The sequence below is a fragment of the Paraburkholderia nodosa genome (assembly GCF_001718195.1).
Classification (GTDB): domain Bacteria; phylum Pseudomonadota; class Gammaproteobacteria; order Burkholderiales; family Burkholderiaceae; genus Paraburkholderia; species Paraburkholderia nodosa_A.
The window spans coordinates 26,177-45,640 of the sequence record NZ_MCNV01000012.1 but is presented as its reverse complement, the minus strand read 5'-3'; the positions used below and the strand labels follow the sequence as shown (position 1 = coordinate 45,640).

The following is a 19,464-nucleotide window of genomic DNA, read 5'->3' as shown; positions in this document are numbered from 1 at the left end:
CGCGCGTTCAGGCGAGCAGCGCCTGAGCGTCCAGGCACTCGCCGGCCCATGCTTGCGCGAGTGCCTCGCAGCGCCCCAGGCGCAGCGCGCCAAGTTCGCAATCAATCACCGTGACGTGGTCGGCGTGGCGTGGCCGCGCGGGCCACTGCGTCGTGCGGCCGTCGCTGAACAGCCAGAGATGGCGGGTGCGCGCCGGATCGCGGCGCGCGGCAGTGTCGAGCACCTGTGCCGCCCAGCCGATGCCCGCTTCGAGCGGCGTGCCGCCGCCCCCGCCGATCGGCTCGATCCAGCGCTCGTTCCACCAGCGCGGCACCGCGGGCCCGAACCTCAGCTCGGCGCCGGCACCCCCAAAAGCAATCAGCGCCACTTCCACACGCTCGGCGCGGGCGCGGTCGAATAGCGCGATCAACAACCCCTTGGCGAGCGCGAGCTGGCCGCGCGCGAGCATCGAAGCCGAGCAGTCCAAGACGAAGCAATGGAGCGCGCCGGACCCCGTCTTGCGTTTGGCGTAGCGGAAATGTCGCGCCTGCAACGATCCGGCGCGTTTGGCCGCGAACGTGGGCGGCCAGGCGATGCGCTCGCCGTGCTTCGCAACTTGTGCGGGACCGCGTCCCGGGCCTTCTCGCCGTCGAGCGCCGCCCTGTGCCGAGGCGGCGGCCTGTGCCCGACGGGTCAGCGTTTTTTTGCGGGCAGCGGGATCACGCCCTTCACGGCCTTCGCCGCGACGGGCTCGGGCGGCAACTCGCCCCAATCGGCATCCGATGATGTTTCGGTATGCTTGTCCTCGTGCCTCGGCGAGGCGGGCGGCTGCGTCTCGGGTGAAGACGGCGCATCCGAACGCTGGGGCATGGCGTGCCGGCGATGCGCGAGCACGCAATCGGCAACCTCGTCGACGTGTTCCGGGCTCACCGCCTGCGCCCCTTCGAACGCGGCGAGCGCGCGCGCCGCACGCAGCATCACGAGATCGGCGCGCAAGCCGTCGACGGCGGCCTCGATGCAACGCTGCGCGGCGCGCTCGTGGACGGCGTCGCTCCAGTCGAGCTTGTCGAGCGCATCGCGGGCCGCCGCGATGCGCTGCGCGAGCGCGCGCTGTTCGGCCTCGCGCACCGCACAAAACGCCTGCGGATCGGCGTCGAATGCAAGCCGCGCCTTGACGATGCGTTGCCGTTCAGCGACGTCATAAGGCGTGCCGAGTTCGACCATCAAGCCGAAGCGATCGAGCAATTGCGGACGCAACTCGCCCTCTTCGGGATTCATCGTGCCAACCAGCACGAAGTGCGCGTCGTGCGTGTGCGACACGCCATCACGTTCCACGGTATTCACGCCGCTCGCCGCCGCGTCGAGCAGCACGTCGACGAGCGCATCGGGCAGCAGGTTCACTTCGTCCACGTAGAGCACGCCGCCGTGTGCGCGCGCGAGCAGCCCCGGCGCGAAGCGCACCGCGCTCTCGCGCAACGCCGCTTCGAGGTCGAGCGTGCCGATCAGCTTGTCCTCGCTCGCGCCGAGCGGCAGCGTGACGAACGCGCCTTCCGGCAAGAGCGCCGCGAGCGCACGCGCCGCCGTGGATTTCGCGGTGCCGCGCGGCCCGCTCACCAGTACGCCGCCTATCGCGGGATCGATGGCCGCGAGCAGCAGCGCGCGCTGCAATGCCGCCTGGCCAACCAGCGCGGTAAAGGGAAACGCGGGACGCGTGGGCGCTGCGCTCATGGTCCTGATCCTTCCAGATGCTGCCCGGCTTCGAGCAGACGGTGTTCGAGTTGTGCGCGATGCTTGCCCGGCTCCTGCCAGAGCCCGCGCTGGATCGCTTCGAGCAGGCGCTCGCACACGGCATGCAGCGCGTGCGGATTGTGGCGCTGCATGAATTCGCGCGTGTCGTCGTCGTGCACGTAGGCGTTCGCGACGAGCGCGTACTGATGATCTCCCACCACGCGCGCAGTCGCGTCATAGCCAAACAGGTAATCCACGGTCGCCGCCATTTCCGCCGCGCCCTTATAACCGTGGCGCTTCACGCCGTCGATCCACTTCGGGTTCACCACGCGCGAGCGGATCACGCGCGCAATCTCTTCGTGCAGCGGACGAATGCGCGGCGCGGCGGGGTTGCTGTGGTCCGCGTGATAGAGCGCGGGCTGGGCCTGCGAAAAATGCCGCGCCGCCACGGCCATGCCGCCCTGGAACTGGTAGTAGTCGTTCGAGTCGAGCAGGTCGTGTTCGCGGTTGTCCTGGTTCTGCAGGACCACGTCGAGTGTCGCGAGTCGCGCGCGGAACGCCTCGCTCGCCTCGTCGCCCGCGCTCTTTTGTGCGTAGGCGTAACCGCCCCACGCCTGGTACGCGTTCGCGAGATCGGCGTCGGTCTGCCACTGGCGATGGTCGATCAACGACTCCAAGCCCGCGCCATACGCGCCGGGGCGCGCGCTGAAGACACGCCAGCCCGCGCGGCGTCGCGCCTCGTCGGCGGCCATGCCGTTCGCGACCAGCGCATCGCGCTCGCGCAGCACGCGTGCGCGCAGCGGGTTCTGGTGCTCCGGCTCGTCGAGATCGGCCACCGCCTGCACGGCGGCGTCGAACAGATGCATGACGCTCGGAAACGCGTCGCGGAAAAAGCCCGATACGCGCAGCGTCACGTCGATGCGCGGCCGGTCCAGCGCCTCGACCGGCATGATCTCGAAGTCGGTCACGCGCTGGCTGCCGGCGGCCCACTTCGGCCGCACGCCGATCAGCGCGAACGCCTGGGCGATGTCGTCGCCGCCGGTGCGCATCGTCGCCGTGCCCCAGACCGAAAGCCCAATGGCGCGCGGGTAGTCGCCGTGCTCCTGCAGATGGCGCTCGATGAGTTGATGCGCCGATTTCATGCCGAGCGCCCACGCTGCTTGCGTTGGAATGGCGCGCGTATCGACGGAATAGAAGTTGCGGCCCGTGGGCAGCACATCGGGGCGGCCGCGCGAGGGCGAACCACTCGGGCCTGGCGGCACGAAGCGGCCTTCGAAGCCACGACGCAGCTGGCGCATCTCTTCGGGGCCGCAGGCGTCGAGGCGCGGCAGCACGTCGTCGCGCAGGCGCGCAAGCACCTGGGTCGCGTGGGGAAGCGACGCAGTCTCCGCATCGCTTCGTTGACCTGAGCAAATGTCTTCGATCAGCGTGGCCGCGAGCATTTCCAGGCGTTCGCGCGTGTCGCCCGCATGACGCCATGGCGTATCGCTCACCGCTGCGAGCCGTGGTGGACGCGGGCCTTGCCACGGCGCAGCCCAATCGACCGTGGCCGGATCGACGAGGTGATCGATGCGCAGGTCTCGCGCGAGCGCATCGATGAGACCTGCGTTCGCGCCCTGCCCGTCCCCGCATGCGTATCGTCCGAGCGCGAGCAGCGTATCGCGCCGCTGCTGGCCTTGCGGCGATTCGCCGAACGTATGCAGGCCGTCGCGAATCTGCGCTTCCTTCAGCTCGCACAGGTAAGCGTCGGCGCGCGTGAGCAATTCGTCTTCGGCAGCCTGATCCTGCGGCGCGGCGACGCTCAATTCCTCGTGCAGCCGATGCTCGATGATCGTCGCGAGTATGGTCTTGCGCAGCAGCTTCGCGCGGCGCGGGTCCACCATCAATGCTTCGTAATACTCATCGACCTGACGCTCCAGGTCTTGCAGCGGTCCGTAGTTTTCGGCGCGCGTGAGCGGCGGCATCAGGTGATCGATGATCACGGCCTGGGCGCGGCGCTTGGCCTGGCTCCCCTCGCCCGGATCGTTGACGATGAACGGGTACAGATGCGGCAGCGGCCCGAGCGCCATGTCGGGCCAGCAGGTGTCGGCGAGCGCCACGCTCTTGCCCGGCAGCCACTCCAGGTTGCCGTGCTTGCCCACGTGCGCGATGGCGTCGATGCCGAAGGTCTCGCGCAGCCAGAAGTAAAACGCGAGATACGCGTGCGGCGGCACGAGCTCGGCGTCGTGGTAGTTCGCGTAGGTGTCGTCGCCGCGCGAGCGCGAAGGCTGAATGCCCACGAACACCTGGCCACAGCGCCAGCCCGCAATCATGAAACGGCCGCGGCGCACGGTGGGGTCGTCCTCCGGCACGCCCCAGCGCGCGATCAGCGCATTTTGCGCCTCGGCTGCCAGCTGCGAGAAGCGCGCGCGGTAGTCATCGAGAGAGAGACTCTGCCATGCGGGGCGCAGCGCGCGGGTGTCCGGATCGTTCGTCACGCCCTGCGTGAGGATGCGCATGAGCGCGGCGCCGTCTTCGGGCAGATCGGCCACGCGATAGCCTTCGTCACGCAGCATGCGCAGGATGCCGACCACCGAGGCCGGCGTGTCGAGTCCCACGCCGTTGCCAATGCGCCCTTCGCTCATCGGATAGTTCGCGAGCACGAGCGCGAGTTTCTTCTCCGCGTTCGGCAGGCTGCGCAGACGGCACCACCGGCGCGCCAGTTCGGCGACGAACGCCACGCGCTCGGCATCGGGCTGATAGCGCACGACATCGACCTGCGTCTCTTTGCAGTGGTATGCGAGGCCCTTGAAGCTGATCGCACGCGTAATCACGCGGCCGTCCACTTCGGGCAGCGCGATATGCATGGCGATGTCACGCGAATTCAGGCCGTGATTGTCCTTCACCCAGTCTTCGCGATTGCCGCCGCTCAGGATCACCTGGAGCACGGGCGCGTCGCCGGCGAGCGCGATCGGTTCGGGGTCGTCGAGCGACGAAGCCGCGAAGGCCGTGGTATTCAGCACGAGCGAGACGTCGTGCTCGGCCGCCAGTTGATCGAGCACGTCGCGGCTCAAAGTGTCCTTGAGCGACGTGATCGCAAGCGGCAGCGGGTTCAGGCCGCGCGCGAGCAGCGCGTCGATGAGGGCATCGAAAGCGGCGGCGTTCGCCGCCTGCAGATGCGCCTTGTAAAACAGCAGCGCGACGACCGGCGCGCCAGGTTGCCAGCGCGCGCGCCATTCGTCGATGGTCGCGACGTCGCGCTGCGGGCAATAGAGCGCAGCGGCGGGCAACGCAATGGGCGGCGCAGGCTCGCTGCCCCAGTCGAATGCGCGCCACGCGAGCGCACGCAGGAACGATTCGGCGTTGGCCGCGCCGCCTTCGCGCAGATAACGCCACAGCAAGCGGCAAAACTCGGGCTCGGCGCGGCTCTTCGCGATGAGATTGGGGTCTTCCTGCAAGTCGCCCGAAAACATCGCGAGCAGTTGCCCGCGGCGCTCGGCTAGCGAGACGACCTGCTCGATGCCATATGGCCAGTACGTTTCGCCGCCCAGATGATCGACCACCACCACGCGCGCGTGCTGCAAGACATCTTCGACGTAGAAGTCCACCGACGCGGGCTGGCGCAAATACGTGACGTTCGCAAGCCGCACGCTCGGAAAACCTGCGGGCAGGCGCGGCACGACGCTCGCCAGCAGCGCGAGCGTCGTGTCCGCCGAACTGAGCACGACGATCTCGGCGGGCTGCTGGTCGATCCGGATAACGCCCTGCGTGTCGTCGACGAAACCGCCTGGCGTAGTGCGCAGCAAATGCATGGGACTGCCTCGTCTAGCTCGGTGCGCTCACTTCGCGGCCGCGGTCTGCACATTCGCCAACGCGATATCGAAGGCCGCTTGCAGCGTCGCGCCATCGAGATCCTCTCCGATCAGCACGAAGCGGCTCGCAAGCGGCTGCGCCGCGCTTTCCTGCGCGTTCCAGCGGCGGTCGAAATAGCTGTCGAAGCGACGGCCCACGCCTTGAATCACGAGGCGCATGGGCGCGCCCGGCAACGCGGCAAAACCCTTCACGCGATAGATCGTGTGCGCATCGACGAGTTGCTGCAGCGCCTCGATCACAGTCTCGCGCGAAGCCGCATTGCCCGACACCACAACCGAATCGAACTCGTCATGATGATGATCGGGATCGTCGGCGGAACCGTGATGGTCGTGCCGCAGATGAATGCTCTCCTCGGAGGCCGCCTCGAGCCCGAGCAGCGTATGCAGATCGAGCTTGCCGTGCTGCGCGCGCACGATCTTCACCTGCGGCGGCAGCTCTTCGCGCAGCTCGGCGATGAGCGCGTCCTGGCCCGCAACGTCCAGCAGATCGGTCTTGTTGAGAATGACGAGGTCGGCCGCCGAAAGCTGGTCTTCGAACAGCTCGTGCAGCGGCGACTCGTGATCGAGGTTCGGGTCGGCGCTGCGCTGCGCGTCCACGGCCTGCGGATTTTCGGCGAACTGGCCGCTCGCGGCGGCGGGGCCGTCCACCACGGTCACGACCGCATCGACGGTGAACGCGTTGCGGATCGACGGCCAGTTGAACGCCTGCACGAGCGGCTTGGGCAGCGCGAGACCCGAAGTTTCGATCAGCACGTGATCGACATCGCCGCGGCGTTCGAGCAGTTTCTCCATCACGGGGAAGAACTCTTCCTGCACGGTGCAGCAAAGGCAGCCGTTCGCGAGTTCGTAGAGCTGGCCTTCCGTTTCGTTGCCGTTCTCGTCGCAGCCAATGCCGCAACCGCGCAGAATCTCGCCGTCGATACCGAGTTCGCCGAATTCGTTGACGATGACCGCGACGCGCAGGCCGCCCGCGTGCTGGAGAATGTGACGCAGCAACGTGGTTTTACCGCTGCCGAGAAAGCCCGTCACGATCGTGACCGGAATCTTGCGCATTTGCATGAAGTGCTCCTTCGGCGCCAGGCCGTATCGAGGGGCATGGTGCGTCGCGCCTGCCGTTCGTGCGGGTGCCGTGTTGCGCACACGCGCGTATCCATGGAGACGCTGTCACGCGCAACGATCCAACAACCTGCAGGGGACGAACGACCAGAAACGCACCCGGGCCTCGCCCGGCTGACGCATGAAAATCACGGACCCGGCACCGCATCCCCGCAGCGCGAATCCCACGTATCTGGCCGGTATCCGGACTGACGAAACACCGCTTCGCCTTCCCGCGCGAGCGGCCTTGCGGCCGGCTTGCACAGTGGCGTGGACTGCGTAAAGTATGGAAGCGGTTTGCGGCATTCGTGCGAACGCCGCGCTCGTTGTACCGTTGCGGGTGCAGTTCAGGTTGGCCACGCCCGAGGCGGGATGGCTCCCTGATTCCCGTTTAACTGCGCGCGCATTATGAATCGCGCGCGCGAGCACCAGAGTGCGTGCGAGTGTAGGCGCGGGGGGCCCGTGCGTCAAGGAAGGCGTGGGAAGCCGCAAAAGCGTGTGCTATCGTAGCGCGCATCCGGCGCCCGCCGGAACGCGACGCTTTTGCTCGTTCTGCCTCTGCGGTCACGCCTTCGATCGACGCCCTCGCCGTGAATCCTGCCGAAAATCGCGCCTCGGGCGCAGCCTCATTCGAAGCCACGCCGGAACCCGCGCAGCGCGTGCCGCCGCTTGCGCTCGGCATCGGCTGCCGGCGCGGCGTGACGCTCGCGCAGGTCGAAGCCGCGGTGCGCGCTGCGCTCGGCGCGTGGCCGGTCGACAGCGTAACGGCCGTGGCAACGCTCGATGCCAAAGCCGGCGAACCCGGCTTGCAGGCGTTTTGCGCGGCACATGCGCTGCCGCTTCAGACGTACACGCGGGAGCAACTCGCCGCGACACCGATACTGGCGCCACCCTCCGCAGCCGCGCAAGCGCAGTTCGGCGTAGACGGCGTGTGCGAACCCTGCGCGCGTCTGGCGGCGGGCGGCGCTCCGCTCGTGCGCGGCAAGCTGGCGCTCGACGGCGTGACGGTCGCAATCGCAGGCATTCTGCCAAACGACGCAAATGCGGACGCGAAAGCGCCGCAACCAAACCAATCCCGATGATGAAAACCGATCCCGAATCGCACCAACGCATGACGCAACGCCGCCGCGAAGGCCACGAGAAGAAGCAGGCCGCCGCGACGCACGAAAAGGGCCTGTTGATCGTCAACACCGGCAACGGCAAGGGCAAGAGCACGGCCGCGTTCGGCATGGCCGTGCGCATGCTCGGCCACGGCATGAAGCTAGGCGTCGTGCAGTTCATCAAGGGCGCGCTGCACACGGCCGAACGCGATTTCCTCGGCAGCGTTGCGCACTGCGAGTTCGTGACGATGGGCGACGGCTACACCTGGAACACGCAGAATCGCGACGGCGACATCGCCACCGCGCGCAAGGGCTGGGACGAAGCGAAGCGCATGATCGAGAGCGGCGAGTACGCCATGGTGATCCTCGACGAACTCAACACGGTGCTCAAATACGAGTACCTGCCGCTCGACGAAGTGCTCGGTGTGATCGCCTCGCGCGCGCCGCACGTGCACGTGGTCGTGACGGGCCGCCATGCGCCCGACGCCCTGATCGAAGCGGCCGACCTCGTCACGGAAATGCGCCTCGTGAAGCATCCGTATCGCGAGCAAGGCGTGAAGGCGCAAAAGGGCGTGGAGTTTTAAGCGCATGAGCGCAACGGTTGCCTGCCCCGCGCTCTTCATCAGCGCGCCCGCTTCGGGCCAGGGCAAGACCACACTCACGGCCGGCCTCGCGCGACTGCACCGGCGCGTGGGCCGACGCGTGCGCGTCTTCAAGACCGGGCCGGATTTTCTCGACCCGATGATCCTCGCACGCGCGAGCGGCGTGCCCGTGCTCTCGCTCGACCTGTGGATGGTGGGCAAAGAAGCGTGCCGCGCCCTGCTCGCGCAGGCCGCGCGCGACGCCGACCTGATCCTTATCGAAGGCGTGATGGGCCTGTTCGACGGCACGCCGAGCAGCGCCGATCTCGCGACCGAGTTTGGCGTGCCGGTGGCCGCCATCGTCAGCGCGAAGTCGATGGCGCAGACCTTCGGCGCGATCGCGTTCGGTCTCGCGCATTTTCGGCCGGAAGTGCCCTTTCACGGCGTGCTGGCGAACCGTGTGGGCTCGCCGCGCCACGCGCAAATGTTGCAGGAGGCATTGCCCGCCGATGTGCGCTGGCTCGGGCACGTCGCGAGCGAAGCGACGATGGCGCTGCCCGATCGCCATCTCGGCCTGCATCAGGCCGCTGAGATCGACGACCTCGACGCGCGCATCGAACGCGCCGCCGACGCGCTCGCGCAAACCGCGCTCGCCGAATTGCCGCCTGCGGTGGCATTCCCATATCCTTCGCACGACGAAACGATTGCACGCCGGCTCGAAGGCCGTCATGTCGCCATTGCGCGCGACGCTGCGTTCTCGTTTCTCTATCCTGAGAACATCGCGTTGCTCGAGATGCTGGGTGCGACTGTAAGTTACTTCTCGCCGCTCGCAAACGAACTCGCGCCCGCCGGCGCCGACGCGATCTTTCTGCCAGGCGGCTATCCCGAGCTACATGCCTCGACGCTCGCGCACAATACGCAGACCGCGAATTCGTTGCGCGCGCATGTATCCGCGGGAAAGCCGCTCGTCGCTGAATGTGGCGGCATGCTCTATCTGCTCGATGCACTGACCGACGTGGAAGGCACGCGCACGCCGATGCTCGGCCTGCTTCCCGGCGAGGCGGTCATGCAAAAGCGTTTCGCGGCGCTCGGCATGCAGCAGCTCGACGGCGCGCATGGCGCGCTACGCGGCCACACGTTTCACTATTCGCGCGTCGCCACGCCGCTGGCGCCCGCGCTCACGGCACACCACGCACAGACCGGCGCGCCCGGCGAGGCGCTGTACCGGCACGGCTCGATCGCGGCCACCTATATGCACGCTTACTGGCCCTCCAACCCGGCTTTCGCGGCCGCACTCTTCCATGGCACAGCCCTTTGACGAAGCCGAACGCGCGGCGGTCTACCGCGCGATTTACGAGCGCCGCGACATGCGGCACTTCGCACCGGGCCCGATCGATCCCGCGACACTCGCGCGCCTGCTCGACGCCGCGCATCACGCGCCGAGCGTGGGCTTCATGCAGCCGTGGCGGATCGTGCGCATCACGGACCATTCGGTGCGCGAGCAGTTGCACGCGACGGTCGAGCGTGAGCGCATTGCAACCGCCGATGCGCTGGGCAAACGCCGCGACGAGTTCATGAAGCTCAAGGTGGAAGGCATGCGCGATTGCGCCGAGGTGCTCGTGGTCGCGCTGATGGATCGCCGCGAAGCCCACGTCTTCGGCCGCCGCACGCTGCCGGAGATGGACCTCGCCTCCGTGGCGTGCGCGATCCAGAACATGTGGCTCGCGGCGCGCGCCGAAGGGCTCGGCATGGGCTGGGTGTCGATCTTCGACGTCGACGAGGTGCGCACCCTGCTCGCCATGCCGCCCGGCGCCAAGCCGGTGGCGATCCTCTGCGTGGGTCAGGTCGACGCGTTCTACCCGCAGCCGATGCTCGAAATGGAGAAGTGGGCCGAACGCAAGCCGCTTGGCGAATGCGTGTTCGAAAACCGCTGGCCGCAGGACGAGCCGGCCAGCGTGCCCGAAGCGGCGCCGGACACACCCGGAAAGTTGCCCTGAACTACTGCTGATTGACGGGTGAGACGGAGAGCACTTCCGGCATGCCCGGCGCTTGATCCGCCGTGCCGGCGCTGACCGGACCCTTCAGCTTGACGCGCCATTGCGGCGCGCCCGCGTACGGCAGCCGCGCCAGTGCGCCCGCCACGAGATACGGCACGGCCTCGCGGGCGTCGGCGTTGCGGTCGCGCTTCACGGCGCTCACCTTGTAGACCTCGTTACCGTCGGGCAACGCAAAAAAACGCAGCGTCAGCGTGTGCACGTAGGGCCGCCCGAACCATGGCAACGACGGTCCCTCGGTCGGCGCGCAGCCGGCGCCGCAGCTAGTGTCCACGACTTTCACCTCGGCGGGATGCGTGTCCCACGCCACCGAGACGAGATAGCGCGCCGCCTCGGGCGCGCCTGCCTTGAAGCCGCGCTGCGCGAGACCGTCGCTCAGCAACGCCTGGTACGGGAGGATCTCGCCCGCATCGGCCTGGGCCGGCGTTGGCGCAAAACGGTAGGTCGCGGGCTGGCTGGTCGCAGCCGTTGCGGGCAGCGCGCCTGTGGCCGCGACGTCGGTCGTCACGCCCGCGCATCCGGCGAGGGCGACGAGCATCGGTAGCAGACAGATCGACAGCAAGGTCTTCACGAAACACTCCATCGGGTTGCCGCCGGCATACGGCCAACGGCATTCGGGTTATTCATGCATGCGCAGCAGGAACGACACGGCACGACTCAAACCGGCGCGCCGATCGCGGGCAGCGACATCGTCAGCACGGTGCCCTTGCCTGGCTCGCTCTCCAGCAGGACGTCGCCGCCGTGGCGCGTCACGACTGTCTTCACGAACGCCATGCCGAGCCCCGCGCCGCTCACCTCGGGCCGCTGTTCCGCATGAAAGCGCTGAAACGGCTGAAACAGCCGCGCCTGATCTTCCTGCGCGATGCCGTAGCCCTGATCGCGAATCGAGCAGACCACGCGCGGCGGAACGCGGTCGTCCAGCGCGACGGTGCAGACGATGCGCGTATCCGCAGGACTGTACTTCACTGCGTTGTTCAGCACGTTCACGAGCGCGCGCGTCATGAGCGAGCGGTCGGCGTTGATCCAGCCCATCTGCTCGCCTTCGAACACGGTGTCGATCTGGATGCGCTTCGCGTGCGCCTGCGGCCACACTTCGTCGCTCGCGTCGATCACCAGCTCCGCGAGGCTGGTGGGCTCGAGCGCGTACACCTGCGACTCGGCACGCGCGAGCTGCACGAAGTCGTCGGCGAGCTTGAGCGAGCGGCGCGCGTAGCGCTCGATGCGCTCCATCACGCCGCGCACGGGCTCGGAGCCAAGCGTGCCGCGCTCGCGCTCCGTCTCGACGAGCGCGACGATCGAGGCCTGCGGCGAGCGCATGTCGTGCGACAGCAGGCGCAGCGCGTCCTCGCGCTGGCGTTCGGCGTCGTGCAGCTCCGTCACGTCGACGAGACCCGCGATCCAGCCCACCGCCTGTCCCTGCGCGTTCGTACAGCACGCGTAGCGCAGCAGATAGTCGCTGCCGTCGCGCGCGCGCACTTCCACGCCGCGTTCCATCAACTCGGCGAACTCGTCGCGCGCCGGGTCGAGCGGCGCGGGCCAATGCGCGTGCGCAAACGCCATCGCGTCGGGCGACGGGTCGATCGGCTTGACGAGCGCGAGGTCGCCGAACACGTCCTGCATCCGGCGCCCTTCCGCGGCGCTCACGTTCAGGCGCTCGAGATACGCACGCGAAGCATGATTCGCGATCAGCACGACACCGCGCAGATCGGCCACGAGAATCGGCTCCGGCACGGAATCGAGGCTATCCCATACGAAGCGGCGCATGTCCTGCAGCCGCTGCGCGGCCTGCGCCATGAGCGCCATTTGCTGGGCGAGCGCGTCGCCGGCGAATTCGCGGCGCGGCGTGGGCGCCTCGGGCAGCAGGTAGGGTTCGTCGGCAAGCTGGCGCAGTTCCTTGCGCAGGTAAGCCATCGTCATCTCGAGGCGGCGCCAGCTCCACACCGGATAGACGATGAGCAGCGCGACGATCGCTGGCACGGGCGGGAGCCAGAGGCGCGCGTGCAGCATGCCCGCACTCACACCGAGCGACACGGCGATCAGGAACGCGAGCAGCAGCAGCGTGCGCAACGGCGAGAGCACGAGAAAACCCGCCAGCAGCACCGCGAGCGGCGCGAGCGAGGCAAACACGACCATGACCGGCGGCGCTGGCTGGATGGCGCTCCCGTTGAGCAGCGTGTCGAGCACGATGGCGTGGATGTACACGCCGGGCAGCGGCCCGAGCGTACCCGAGAGCGGCGTGGCGAAGCGGTCGTAGAGCCCCGAGGCCGTGACGCCGACGATCGCCACGCGCCCGCGCAACTGCTCGGGCGGCACGCGGCCATCGAGCACGTCGGCGAACGAGACCTTGTGGAACGCCTGGGAATTTGCGCCGAACGGAATCAGGAAACGCGCCTCGCTGCCCGGCGCCGCCGCATGCAGCACATCATCGCGCTGCGCGGCGGCGGGCATGCCGTGCGCGAGCTTCACCGCGCCGCTGCGCACGGCCCGCCAGACCGGCACCATCAGTTGCGGCCAGCGCTGCTGCGCGTCGCCTTCGAACAGCGCGACGCTGCGCACGATGCCGTCGCTATCGACTTCGAGGTTGATGTGGCCCATGCCGGCGACCGCCTGCGCGAGCGGCGCGACCGGACGCACGGCCTCGCGGCGACCGGTGTCGTCGGCGGGCGTGAGCAGGATGGGGAGGAACGACGGGCGCGCGTGCAGCGCCTGCGCAAAGTGCGCGTCGTCGGGGGACGATTCGGTGAACAGCACGTCGTAGACGACGGCCGCGGCACCCGCTTTCGCGAGTTGATCGACGAGCCGCGCATGCAGCTCGCGCGGCCACGGCCAGCGCCCGAGCGCCGCGACGCTCGCATTATCGATCTCCACGAGCACGATGTCGGGCGACACCGGCAACGCACGCGCGGAGAGCAGGCGGTCATAGACGAGATGGTCGGCGCCGCTCGTGAGCCGCCAGAGCACGCAGAGCACGACCACGACCACGCCCGCGCAGCCCACGCCGGCCCATTCGAACAGGAAGCGTCGCCCGACGGAGCGGCCAAGGCGCGCGGGCGGCCTCACGCTCATGCGGGGCTCCATCTCGTCCGGCCGAGTCACCAGTCGAGCCTGAATGACTGGACCGGGCTGGCCTTCTGGTAATAGTGGCCGTTGTCGAACTGCTCGGCGATCACCGTCCAGTAGTAGACGCCCTTCGGCAGGTCGCGCACGACCGCATCGCCCGTCGTGATGTCGGTACGGTCGATGAGCGGCACGCGCAGATCGGACGTCGTGCCGAGCACGAAGCGAAAGCGCGTGTTCGGCGCATTGCGGTCGATGAACCAGCGGAACGCGAAGTCGCGCGATCCTTCAATGGGGCCGGCGCTCGTGCCCAGCGCAACGCGCCGGCGCTCGAACGCATACGACGCCGGCATGCCTTCGAGACCGCTGGCGTCGATGGCGGAGAGGCGTACGAAGTAGGTGCCGTCTTCGAGATTGGCAAACGACACGCGCGGGTCGGCGCTGCGCTGGTCGCGAATCATGTCGAGCAGGCCCGCGTCGCGGCCGATCTGCACGCGCCAGGCGCTCGCACCCGCCGAGGGCGCGATTTCGAAGACGACAGCTTCGTCGTCCTGCACTTTGGACGGCTGCAGCAGTTCGGGCGCGTCGAGCAGCGTGACGGGCGCGCCCGCCGGCCGGCCCGTCAGCGTGAGGTTGCCGTGGTGCGCGGCGACGAGTTGCTCGGAGGCGCTGAGCGGGGTGCCCGGTGACGGCGGCCGCGCGAGCGCGCTGCGGCCGTTGCGGGCCACCGAGTCGGCGTCCACGCCCACTGCGCCGTCCAGCACCTCGACCGCCGTCGCACCCTTGTCGCCGTCGTAGCTCACGCGAAACTGCGTGCCGCGCACGCCGGCCACCACGGAAGGCGAGCGGATCTGGAAGCGATCGTCCTTCTTCGTGGCATGCGTGACCTCGTTGCTCACCTCGCCGTGATGGAGATCGACGATGCGGTCGGTCGCGCCCGTGAGCGCCGTTTGACGCAGCGTGGCGAGGTCGAGCGAGGTATCGGGCGGCAGGGCGATATGCGAGCCATCGGCCAGTTCGAGGGTGGCGAAACCGTTGTGGCCGGTCTGCACCCGGTCGCCTTCGACAAGGCTCGCGCCGACGGTGAGCGGCAGAAGCGGGCCGGTGCGGAACGCATGCTGCACGGGACCGTTCGCGGCGATCACCTTCGCGCTCAGGCCGTCCTGGCGCAGCAGCGCGACCGGCACGCGCAGCGTCGTACCCGGCCGAAGGTGGCGCGGCTCGCTCACATGATTGAGGCTCGCGAGCTTCTTCCAGTCGGCGGGATTGCGCAGGTAACGCGTGGCGATGTCGTAGAGCGAGTCGCCGGGGCGCGCGACGTAGGGGGTCATCTCGGGCGGCTGCGCCGGAGCGTTCTCGCGCGCCTCGGCGCCGCGGGGAAGTGCAACGAACGCAAGCGCGAAAGCAAGGAACGGCGCCGCGGTGGCGCGCACCGCACGCGCGCCCCTCACGCGCTGTCCCCCTCGATACGTTCGAGCCGGTAGCCGTAGCCGTAAATCGGCGTGAGGCGATAGCCGTTTTCGGGACGCAGGCCGAGCTTCGAGCGCAGCATGGAAACGTGCGTGTCCATCGTGCGCGAAGGAATGTCGTCGGACTGCTTCCAGATCACGTCGAGAATGTGCGCGCGAGACAGAGGACGGCTCAGGTGCTGAAACAGCAGCAGCGCGAGTTCGAACTCCTTCTGCGTGAGCGCGACGTTGCGGCCGCTCACCGAAGCCTGGCGCGACTTCAGGTCGAACTCGTACTCGCCGAAGGTTTCCTTGAACGCGGGCGTGTGCAGTTGATAGGCGCGGCGCAACAGCGAATTGACGCGGGCGATCAGCACCGGCGCCGAGACGGGCTTGACGACATAGTCGTCGGCGCCGGCGTTGAGCATTTGCGCGATGTCGGCCTCGCGGCTGCGGCTCGTCATGAAGAGCACCGGCAGGCGCGTGGAGAGGCTCTGCCGCACCCAGTGCAGCACCTCGTCGCCCGCCATGTCGGGTACGTTCCAGTCGAGCACGAGCATATCGAACGTCTGCCGCCGAAGCTGTCTGACGAGCTCGCCACCCTTGGCGAACGCGTGGCAGACGTGGCCCGCAGCGCTCAAGGCCTGGCAGACGAACTCTGTCTGCGCTGCATCGTCATCCAGTACTGCAACTCTCATAGCACCCCGCAACCAGGTTTGTTCTTCATCGTCCTGCGATGGACTGCTTCCCTGCCGCACCGCGCTGCCACCAGGACCATTGCCTGGCGGGCGCTGGCGCGCGCTTCGGCGCCGGATCGTGGGCCACCCGCCCGGGCCCTGGCCCTGGCGGCACGCGGGACCCGCCGCGCACCAAAGCCCGCTACTCTCGCCGCGTCTCGAAAAAAATGCGAGCGCGAGGCCACGCTCGACTTCGGTGAACAGATCGCTCTCATGTTAATCACTCATGGTAGTCGAATTTGCCGTCGTTCGAACCGGGCCTGGCCGCCTCGCCCGCAGCTGACGGCGATTGCGCGAGCAGCGCGGTCAGGTGGGAGCGCACGTGCTCCCATGCCGCGTGTGCATAGTCCGGCTGCAAGGCCGCGCGCGACTGCGCCATCACGAACACGCGCAGTACCGTGGACGAACACTGTGTCAGACGCTCGGCCGCGCCGAAACGCGAAAGGTGCAGCGCCTCGCTGAGCCACGGGAGTTCGGCCGCGCAGGAGTCCGCGTAGGCTTCCATCGCGGCGCGCGCATGCTGGTCGCGCGCGAGGTCGAGCTCGATGCGGTCGAACTCGCGGCCACCGTCGGGGCCGTCCGCGCGCGAGCCCGGTGGAAAACGCTTACGGCCGGATCGGAAAAACATGTAGCCCCCGTGAAGACAAGCAGGCAGAGCAACAGAAGTGAAGCGGCCAGGCGTTTTTTCGCGGACGCAACAACGTCGAGCCGCTCGCAATGCGCGAAGCGGCAAAAAGAATGCGTTCTCAAATGCGGAAAAAAATGTGGCGACGGCCGCGTGCTACGCACTGCGTGGTCTCCGGATTCCGCCCCCGGAGTCGGACCGCCAGCGCAGTCATCGTCGTACGCGGCGCGAGCCCCGCTGCCAGCGTCACCGCCCGACGCTGTCAGCGGGCCGCAGCCGCCTCCCTGCACGACGAGGCACGTGCCGCCATCGCCACGTCCACCTCAAAGCACTGGTTTTCCCAGCGTTATCCGGCGAACTCGGGTTCGCTCTGACTTCCTCTTGCTGACTGCGTCGCCAGGTCCCGAGCGAGCCAGCCCCCGTAGCAGAAATCCGTTGCCAGCGGCGCATGCGCGAAGCTCGCGTGGCGCTGGCGGCGTGCGGCCGTGATTGCACTTGCCGCGACGACGTATTCTCACCTGGGTGCCGTGAATTTACTGTCAGGGATTGTTAAATCTGTCAGAGCCGATGAAAAGCGGTGAACAGCCGGGCAGATGGCATGGCTTGGGGGATGGCTCCAGCGAGCCCGCGTAACGCAGCGCATGCCCGTCACGCGCCCGGATTGATTCGCAATCCTAACTCACAGCCGGAAGACGGCAGCGGTGGGATTCCCGCCATGGAGATATCCCGCCGCCGCAGCGAAGCAAGTCAGTATGCGTTAGTGCTCGGATTGCCGGTCATTGCCCCGTTCGCCACTGGGAGCATGCCCGCCCTGACCACCACCCTGAGGCGGCGCAGCCGGCCGCCCCTGCGGCTGTTGAGGTGCGGGCGGGCGCATGCCGGCCTGCGGCTGTTGAGGTGCGGGCCCAGGCGCGCGCATGCCGCCCTGCGGCTGGGGCTCCGGCGGACGCGCATAGCCCTGCGCGGGCGCGCCGGCGGGCGGCCGGCCGCCGAACTGCTGCTGCTCGGGCGGATGCCCCGCCTCGTGGGGACGCATGGTGCCCGGTTGCTCCCCGTTGCCGGGCGGGCGGCCCGCGCCCTGCGGCGGCATGTAGCCCGGCGCACGCGGCGCTTCGGGGTTGCCAGGCGGCCGTTGCGTCCCGGGCGGCGGTGCGCCGCGCATCGGCTCATCGGGTCGCGAGGGACGCTCGCCACCGCCAGGCGCAATGGCGGACGGCCGGCCCGGCGCACCATGCCACGCCGGCGCTGCCGGCGGGCGGCCGCGTTCGGGCGGCGGCACGTGCTCCCAGCGATGCTGTTCGCCATACCACGGCCGGTCGCGATAGAAGCTGCCCCAGTAGGCGCCGAGCGAGAACGAAACGATCGGCAGGCCGATCTGCGCGCCATAGTCGGTGAGCGGCACGTAGCTGCCCTGATACGGATAACTGAGATAACCACCATAGACCCAGCCGCGCAGACCGGGCACGGTGACGTCACACCACGAATAGTCGCCCACGCAGCCCATCACGGTGACGGGCTGGCCGGGTCCCAGTTCGGCTACGACGGGATAGTCGCCTGAAGGCCCCGCGTACAGATCCACCGGTTCGCTCGTGTAGGCCGCAGATTGCGCGCTGGCGGCGGACGACGCGAGCACGAGACCGGTTGCGAGGCACGCGCCGGCGAGCGCAGGTACGACCGCGCGCAGGCGCGTGTTGAAGCGCTTGGACATCGTTTCTCCCTGTTCCAGCTAGTTTGTTTGCCGCTGCGCAATTGCCGTGCCCGGCCCGTCGTGACGACGATTCGAGGTTATTCGTTTTCTTCGAAGTAATGCCCGAACTTGACCTGCTTGGTGCGGATATAACGCTCGTTTTCCTCGCGCATCGGGATCGCGAGCGCCACGCGTTCGATCACCGGGAGGCCGTGCTGCCTGAGCGTGTCGAACTTCTTCGGATTGTTGCTCATGAGCTTCACCGACGACACTTTCAGCAGGCGCAGGATCGCTGCCGCCGAATCGTATTCGCGCGCGTCGTCGGGCAGACCGAGATCGAGGTTCGCCTCGACGGTGTCGCGGCCCTGCTGCTGGAGCTGGTACGCGCGGATCTTGTTCGACAGGCCGATGCCCCGGCCTTCGTGGCCACGCAGATAGAGCAGCACGCCACGGCCTTCGGCCGCGATGTAGCGCAGCGCGAGGTCGAGCTGCTCGCCGCAGTCGCAGCGGTAGGAACCAAACACGTCGCCGGTCAGGCACTCGGAGTGGAGCCGCGTCAGCGTGGGCTCGCCGCTGCCCACGTCGCCCATGACGAGCGCGAGATGCTCGGCACCGCCGTCCTTCACCCGGTAGACATAGGACTCGAACGTGCCGTAGCGGGTCGGCAGCGTGGCGGTCGCGTCGAGCACGACGCATTCGTTGGCGTTGTCGCCGTCCGCACAGGACGACTCAGGAAGCGTAGGCATGATTCTCGAGCAAAAACTGGCAAAACCGGCAAGGGGCCGGGTTGAGGTTCGGAACCGGAGTTTACCGCCATTTGCTCCACCCCGCCGCCCAGCCCAGTAGGGGAGGCTCGGCCCGCACCGCATGCCCTCGGCATAAATGGTGCGACCCCCGCGCATACCCCGAGGACGCACGGCACGCCAGCCGCCTATACTGAAATGGCTTTCCAATGGCTTGACGGGCGATACACCCCGCTTGCCGCACCGCGCAATGACTGGACAACCAGAAGGACGAAGAGGGTCGCCCTATGACAAGCGTTGCACAGGTACTCAAATCGAAACCGGAACAGGTGGTGTACACGATCGAAGCCTCCGATTCCGTCTACAACGCAATCCGCCTGATGGCCGATAAGCAGATCGGCGCGCTGCTCGTGACCGACGGTCCATCGATCGCCGGCATCGTCACGGAGCGTGACTACGCGCGCAAGATCGTGCTGATGGACCGATCTTCGAAAACGACCGCCGTGCGCGACATCATGAGCACGCACGTGCGCTTCGTCCAGCCGGAGCAGACCACCTACGACTGCATGGCGCTCATGACCGAGCGGCGCATGCGTCACCTGCCCGTCATGGACGGCGGCAAGCTCGTGGGAATGGTGTCGATCGGCGACCTGGTGAAGGAAATCATCGCCGAGCAGAAGTTCACGATCGAGCAGCTTGAGCACTACATCACCGGCGGGACTGGCGCCTGACGTAACGCGCCCGCCCCACCAGCCCACCAGACGTGAAAAAGCGCCCAA

At 68.0% G+C, this 19,464-nt stretch carries 16 protein-coding genes and 1 riboswitch; of the genes, 5 read left to right on the top strand and 11 right to left on the bottom strand.

All coding sequences use genetic code 11. The features are described 5' to 3' along the window. Nucleotides 1-7 precede the first annotated feature (7 nt). From BFD71_RS20925 to cobW, 4 genes are all read right to left on the bottom strand, one after another. Complete coding sequence (locus tag BFD71_RS20925) at nucleotides 8-532, bottom strand: vWA domain-containing protein (RefSeq protein WP_368602859.1); 525 nt, start codon at nucleotides 530-532, stop codon at nucleotides 8-10. 140 nt (nucleotides 533-672) lie between these two features. Then, nucleotides 673-1,707, bottom strand: a complete 1,035-nt coding sequence (locus BFD71_RS20920; RefSeq protein ID WP_069266221.1) for an ATP-binding protein — start codon at nucleotides 1,705-1,707, stop codon at nucleotides 673-675. After that, nucleotides 1,704-5,498, bottom strand: coding sequence for a cobaltochelatase subunit CobN (gene cobN, locus BFD71_RS20915; protein ID WP_069266220.1), 3,795 nt, complete (start codon nucleotides 5,496-5,498; stop codon nucleotides 1,704-1,706). Before cobN ends, BFD71_RS20920 begins: the two co-directional genes overlap by 4 nt. Nucleotides 5,499-5,525: 27 nt before the next feature. After that, complete coding sequence (cobW, locus tag BFD71_RS20910) at nucleotides 5,526-6,617, bottom strand: cobalamin biosynthesis protein CobW (RefSeq protein WP_069266219.1); 1,092 nt, start codon at nucleotides 6,615-6,617, stop codon at nucleotides 5,526-5,528. A gap of 215 nt (nucleotides 6,618-6,832) precedes the next feature. Then, a riboswitch (cobalamin riboswitch) is annotated at nucleotides 6,833-7,101 on the bottom strand. Between the two features lie 142 nt (nucleotides 7,102-7,243). Between cobW and BFD71_RS20905 the strand changes: the two genes are divergently transcribed. From BFD71_RS20905 to bluB, 4 genes are read left to right on the top strand one after another with little or no spacing between them, the layout of a single operon-like run. Then, entirely contained in the window at nucleotides 7,244-7,735 is a 492-nt protein-coding gene (locus BFD71_RS20905) for a cobalamin biosynthesis protein (RefSeq protein ID WP_256094833.1), read from the top strand. After that, nucleotides 7,735-8,337, top strand: a complete 603-nt coding sequence (gene cobO, locus BFD71_RS20900; RefSeq protein ID WP_069266354.1) for a cob(I)yrinic acid a,c-diamide adenosyltransferase — start codon at nucleotides 7,735-7,737, stop codon at nucleotides 8,335-8,337. The genes BFD71_RS20905 and cobO overlap by 1 nt, the downstream gene beginning before the upstream one ends. A gap of 4 nt (nucleotides 8,338-8,341) precedes the next feature. After that, nucleotides 8,342-9,652 (top strand): cobyrinate a,c-diamide synthase, encoded by a 1,311-nt coding sequence (locus BFD71_RS20895; protein WP_069266218.1) that lies wholly within the window; start codon nucleotides 8,342-8,344, stop codon nucleotides 9,650-9,652. Next, the gene (gene bluB, locus BFD71_RS20890) at nucleotides 9,636-10,331 is read left to right on the top strand and encodes a 5,6-dimethylbenzimidazole synthase (protein ID WP_069266217.1); all 696 of its coding nucleotides are present in this window, start codon (nucleotides 9,636-9,638) and stop codon (nucleotides 10,329-10,331) included. Before BFD71_RS20895 ends, bluB begins: the two co-directional genes overlap by 17 nt. A gap of 1 nt (nucleotide 10,332) precedes the next feature. Here bluB and BFD71_RS20885 read toward each other — a convergent pair whose 3' ends face one another. From BFD71_RS20885 to ribA, 7 genes are all read right to left on the bottom strand, one after another. Then, complete coding sequence (locus BFD71_RS20885) at nucleotides 10,333-10,959, bottom strand: DUF4136 domain-containing protein (protein ID WP_176732925.1); 627 nt, start codon at nucleotides 10,957-10,959, stop codon at nucleotides 10,333-10,335. Nucleotides 10,960-11,045: 86 nt separating this feature from the next. Continuing rightward, nucleotides 11,046-13,454 (bottom strand): CHASE2 and HATPase_c domain-containing protein, encoded by a 2,409-nt coding sequence (locus BFD71_RS20880; protein ID WP_256094832.1) that lies wholly within the window; start codon nucleotides 13,452-13,454, stop codon nucleotides 11,046-11,048. A 26-nt stretch (nucleotides 13,455-13,480) separates the two neighbouring features. After that, nucleotides 13,481-14,896 carry a FecR domain-containing protein gene (locus tag BFD71_RS20875; RefSeq protein WP_069266214.1) on the bottom strand — a complete coding sequence of 472 codons (1,416 nt, stop codon included), beginning with the start codon at nucleotides 14,894-14,896 and terminating at the stop codon, nucleotides 13,481-13,483. After that, a complete protein-coding gene (locus BFD71_RS20870) occupies nucleotides 14,893-15,591 on the bottom strand; it encodes a response regulator transcription factor (RefSeq protein ID WP_069266213.1) in 699 nt (232 codons plus the stop codon). The genes BFD71_RS20875 and BFD71_RS20870 overlap by 4 nt, the downstream gene beginning before the upstream one ends. A gap of 259 nt (nucleotides 15,592-15,850) precedes the next feature. Then, a complete protein-coding gene (locus BFD71_RS20865; RefSeq protein WP_069266212.1) occupies nucleotides 15,851-16,258 on the bottom strand; it encodes a hypothetical protein in 408 nt (135 codons plus the stop codon). 754 nt (nucleotides 16,259-17,012) lie between these two features. After that, the gene (locus tag BFD71_RS42735) at nucleotides 17,013-17,963 is read right to left on the bottom strand and encodes an SH3 domain-containing protein (protein ID WP_083245369.1); all 951 of its coding nucleotides are present in this window, start codon (nucleotides 17,961-17,963) and stop codon (nucleotides 17,013-17,015) included. 77 nt (nucleotides 17,964-18,040) lie between these two features. After that, nucleotides 18,041-18,688: a GTP cyclohydrolase II gene (gene ribA, locus BFD71_RS20855; RefSeq protein ID WP_035513597.1), complete on the bottom strand. Its 648-nt coding sequence runs from the start codon at nucleotides 18,686-18,688 to the stop codon at nucleotides 18,041-18,043. A gap of 284 nt (nucleotides 18,689-18,972) precedes the next feature. Here ribA and BFD71_RS20850 point away from each other — a divergent pair, with 284 nt between their 5' ends. Then, the gene (locus tag BFD71_RS20850; RefSeq protein WP_069266211.1) at nucleotides 18,973-19,416 is read left to right on the top strand and encodes a CBS domain-containing protein; all 444 of its coding nucleotides are present in this window, start codon (nucleotides 18,973-18,975) and stop codon (nucleotides 19,414-19,416) included. Nucleotides 19,417-19,464 lie beyond the last annotated feature (48 nt).

Excerpts from the sequence above, each read along its gene's own strand:
- BFD71_RS20920 (WP_069266221.1), bottom strand. The coding sequence starts at position 1,707 with ATGAGCGCAGCGCCCACGCGTCCCGCGTTTCCCTTTACCGCGCTGGTT.
- cobN (WP_069266220.1), bottom strand. The coding sequence starts at position 5,498 with ATGCATTTGCTGCGCACTACGCCAGGCGGTTTCGTCGACGACACGCAG.
- cobW (WP_069266219.1), bottom strand. The coding sequence starts at position 6,617 with ATGCAAATGCGCAAGATTCCGGTCACGATCGTGACGGGCTTTCTCGGC.
- cobO (WP_069266354.1), top strand. The coding sequence starts at position 7,735 with ATGAAAACCGATCCCGAATCGCACCAACGCATGACGCAACGCCGCCGC.
- BFD71_RS20895 (WP_069266218.1), top strand. The coding sequence starts at position 8,342 with ATGAGCGCAACGGTTGCCTGCCCCGCGCTCTTCATCAGCGCGCCCGCT.
- bluB (WP_069266217.1), top strand. The coding sequence starts at position 9,636 with ATGGCACAGCCCTTTGACGAAGCCGAACGCGCGGCGGTCTACCGCGCG.
- BFD71_RS20880 (WP_256094832.1), bottom strand. The coding sequence starts at position 13,454 with ATGAGCGTGAGGCCGCCCGCGCGCCTTGGCCGCTCCGTCGGGCGACGC.
- BFD71_RS20870 (WP_069266213.1), bottom strand. The coding sequence starts at position 15,591 with ATGAGAGTTGCAGTACTGGATGACGATGCAGCGCAGACAGAGTTCGTC.
- BFD71_RS20865 (WP_069266212.1), bottom strand. The coding sequence starts at position 16,258 with ATGTTTTTCCGATCCGGCCGTAAGCGTTTTCCACCGGGCTCGCGCGCG.
- BFD71_RS42735 (WP_083245369.1), bottom strand. The coding sequence starts at position 17,963 with ATGTCCAAGCGCTTCAACACGCGCCTGCGCGCGGTCGTACCTGCGCTC.
- ribA (WP_035513597.1), bottom strand. The coding sequence starts at position 18,688 with ATGCCTACGCTTCCTGAGTCGTCCTGTGCGGACGGCGACAACGCCAAC.
- BFD71_RS20850 (WP_069266211.1), top strand. The coding sequence starts at position 18,973 with ATGACAAGCGTTGCACAGGTACTCAAATCGAAACCGGAACAGGTGGTG.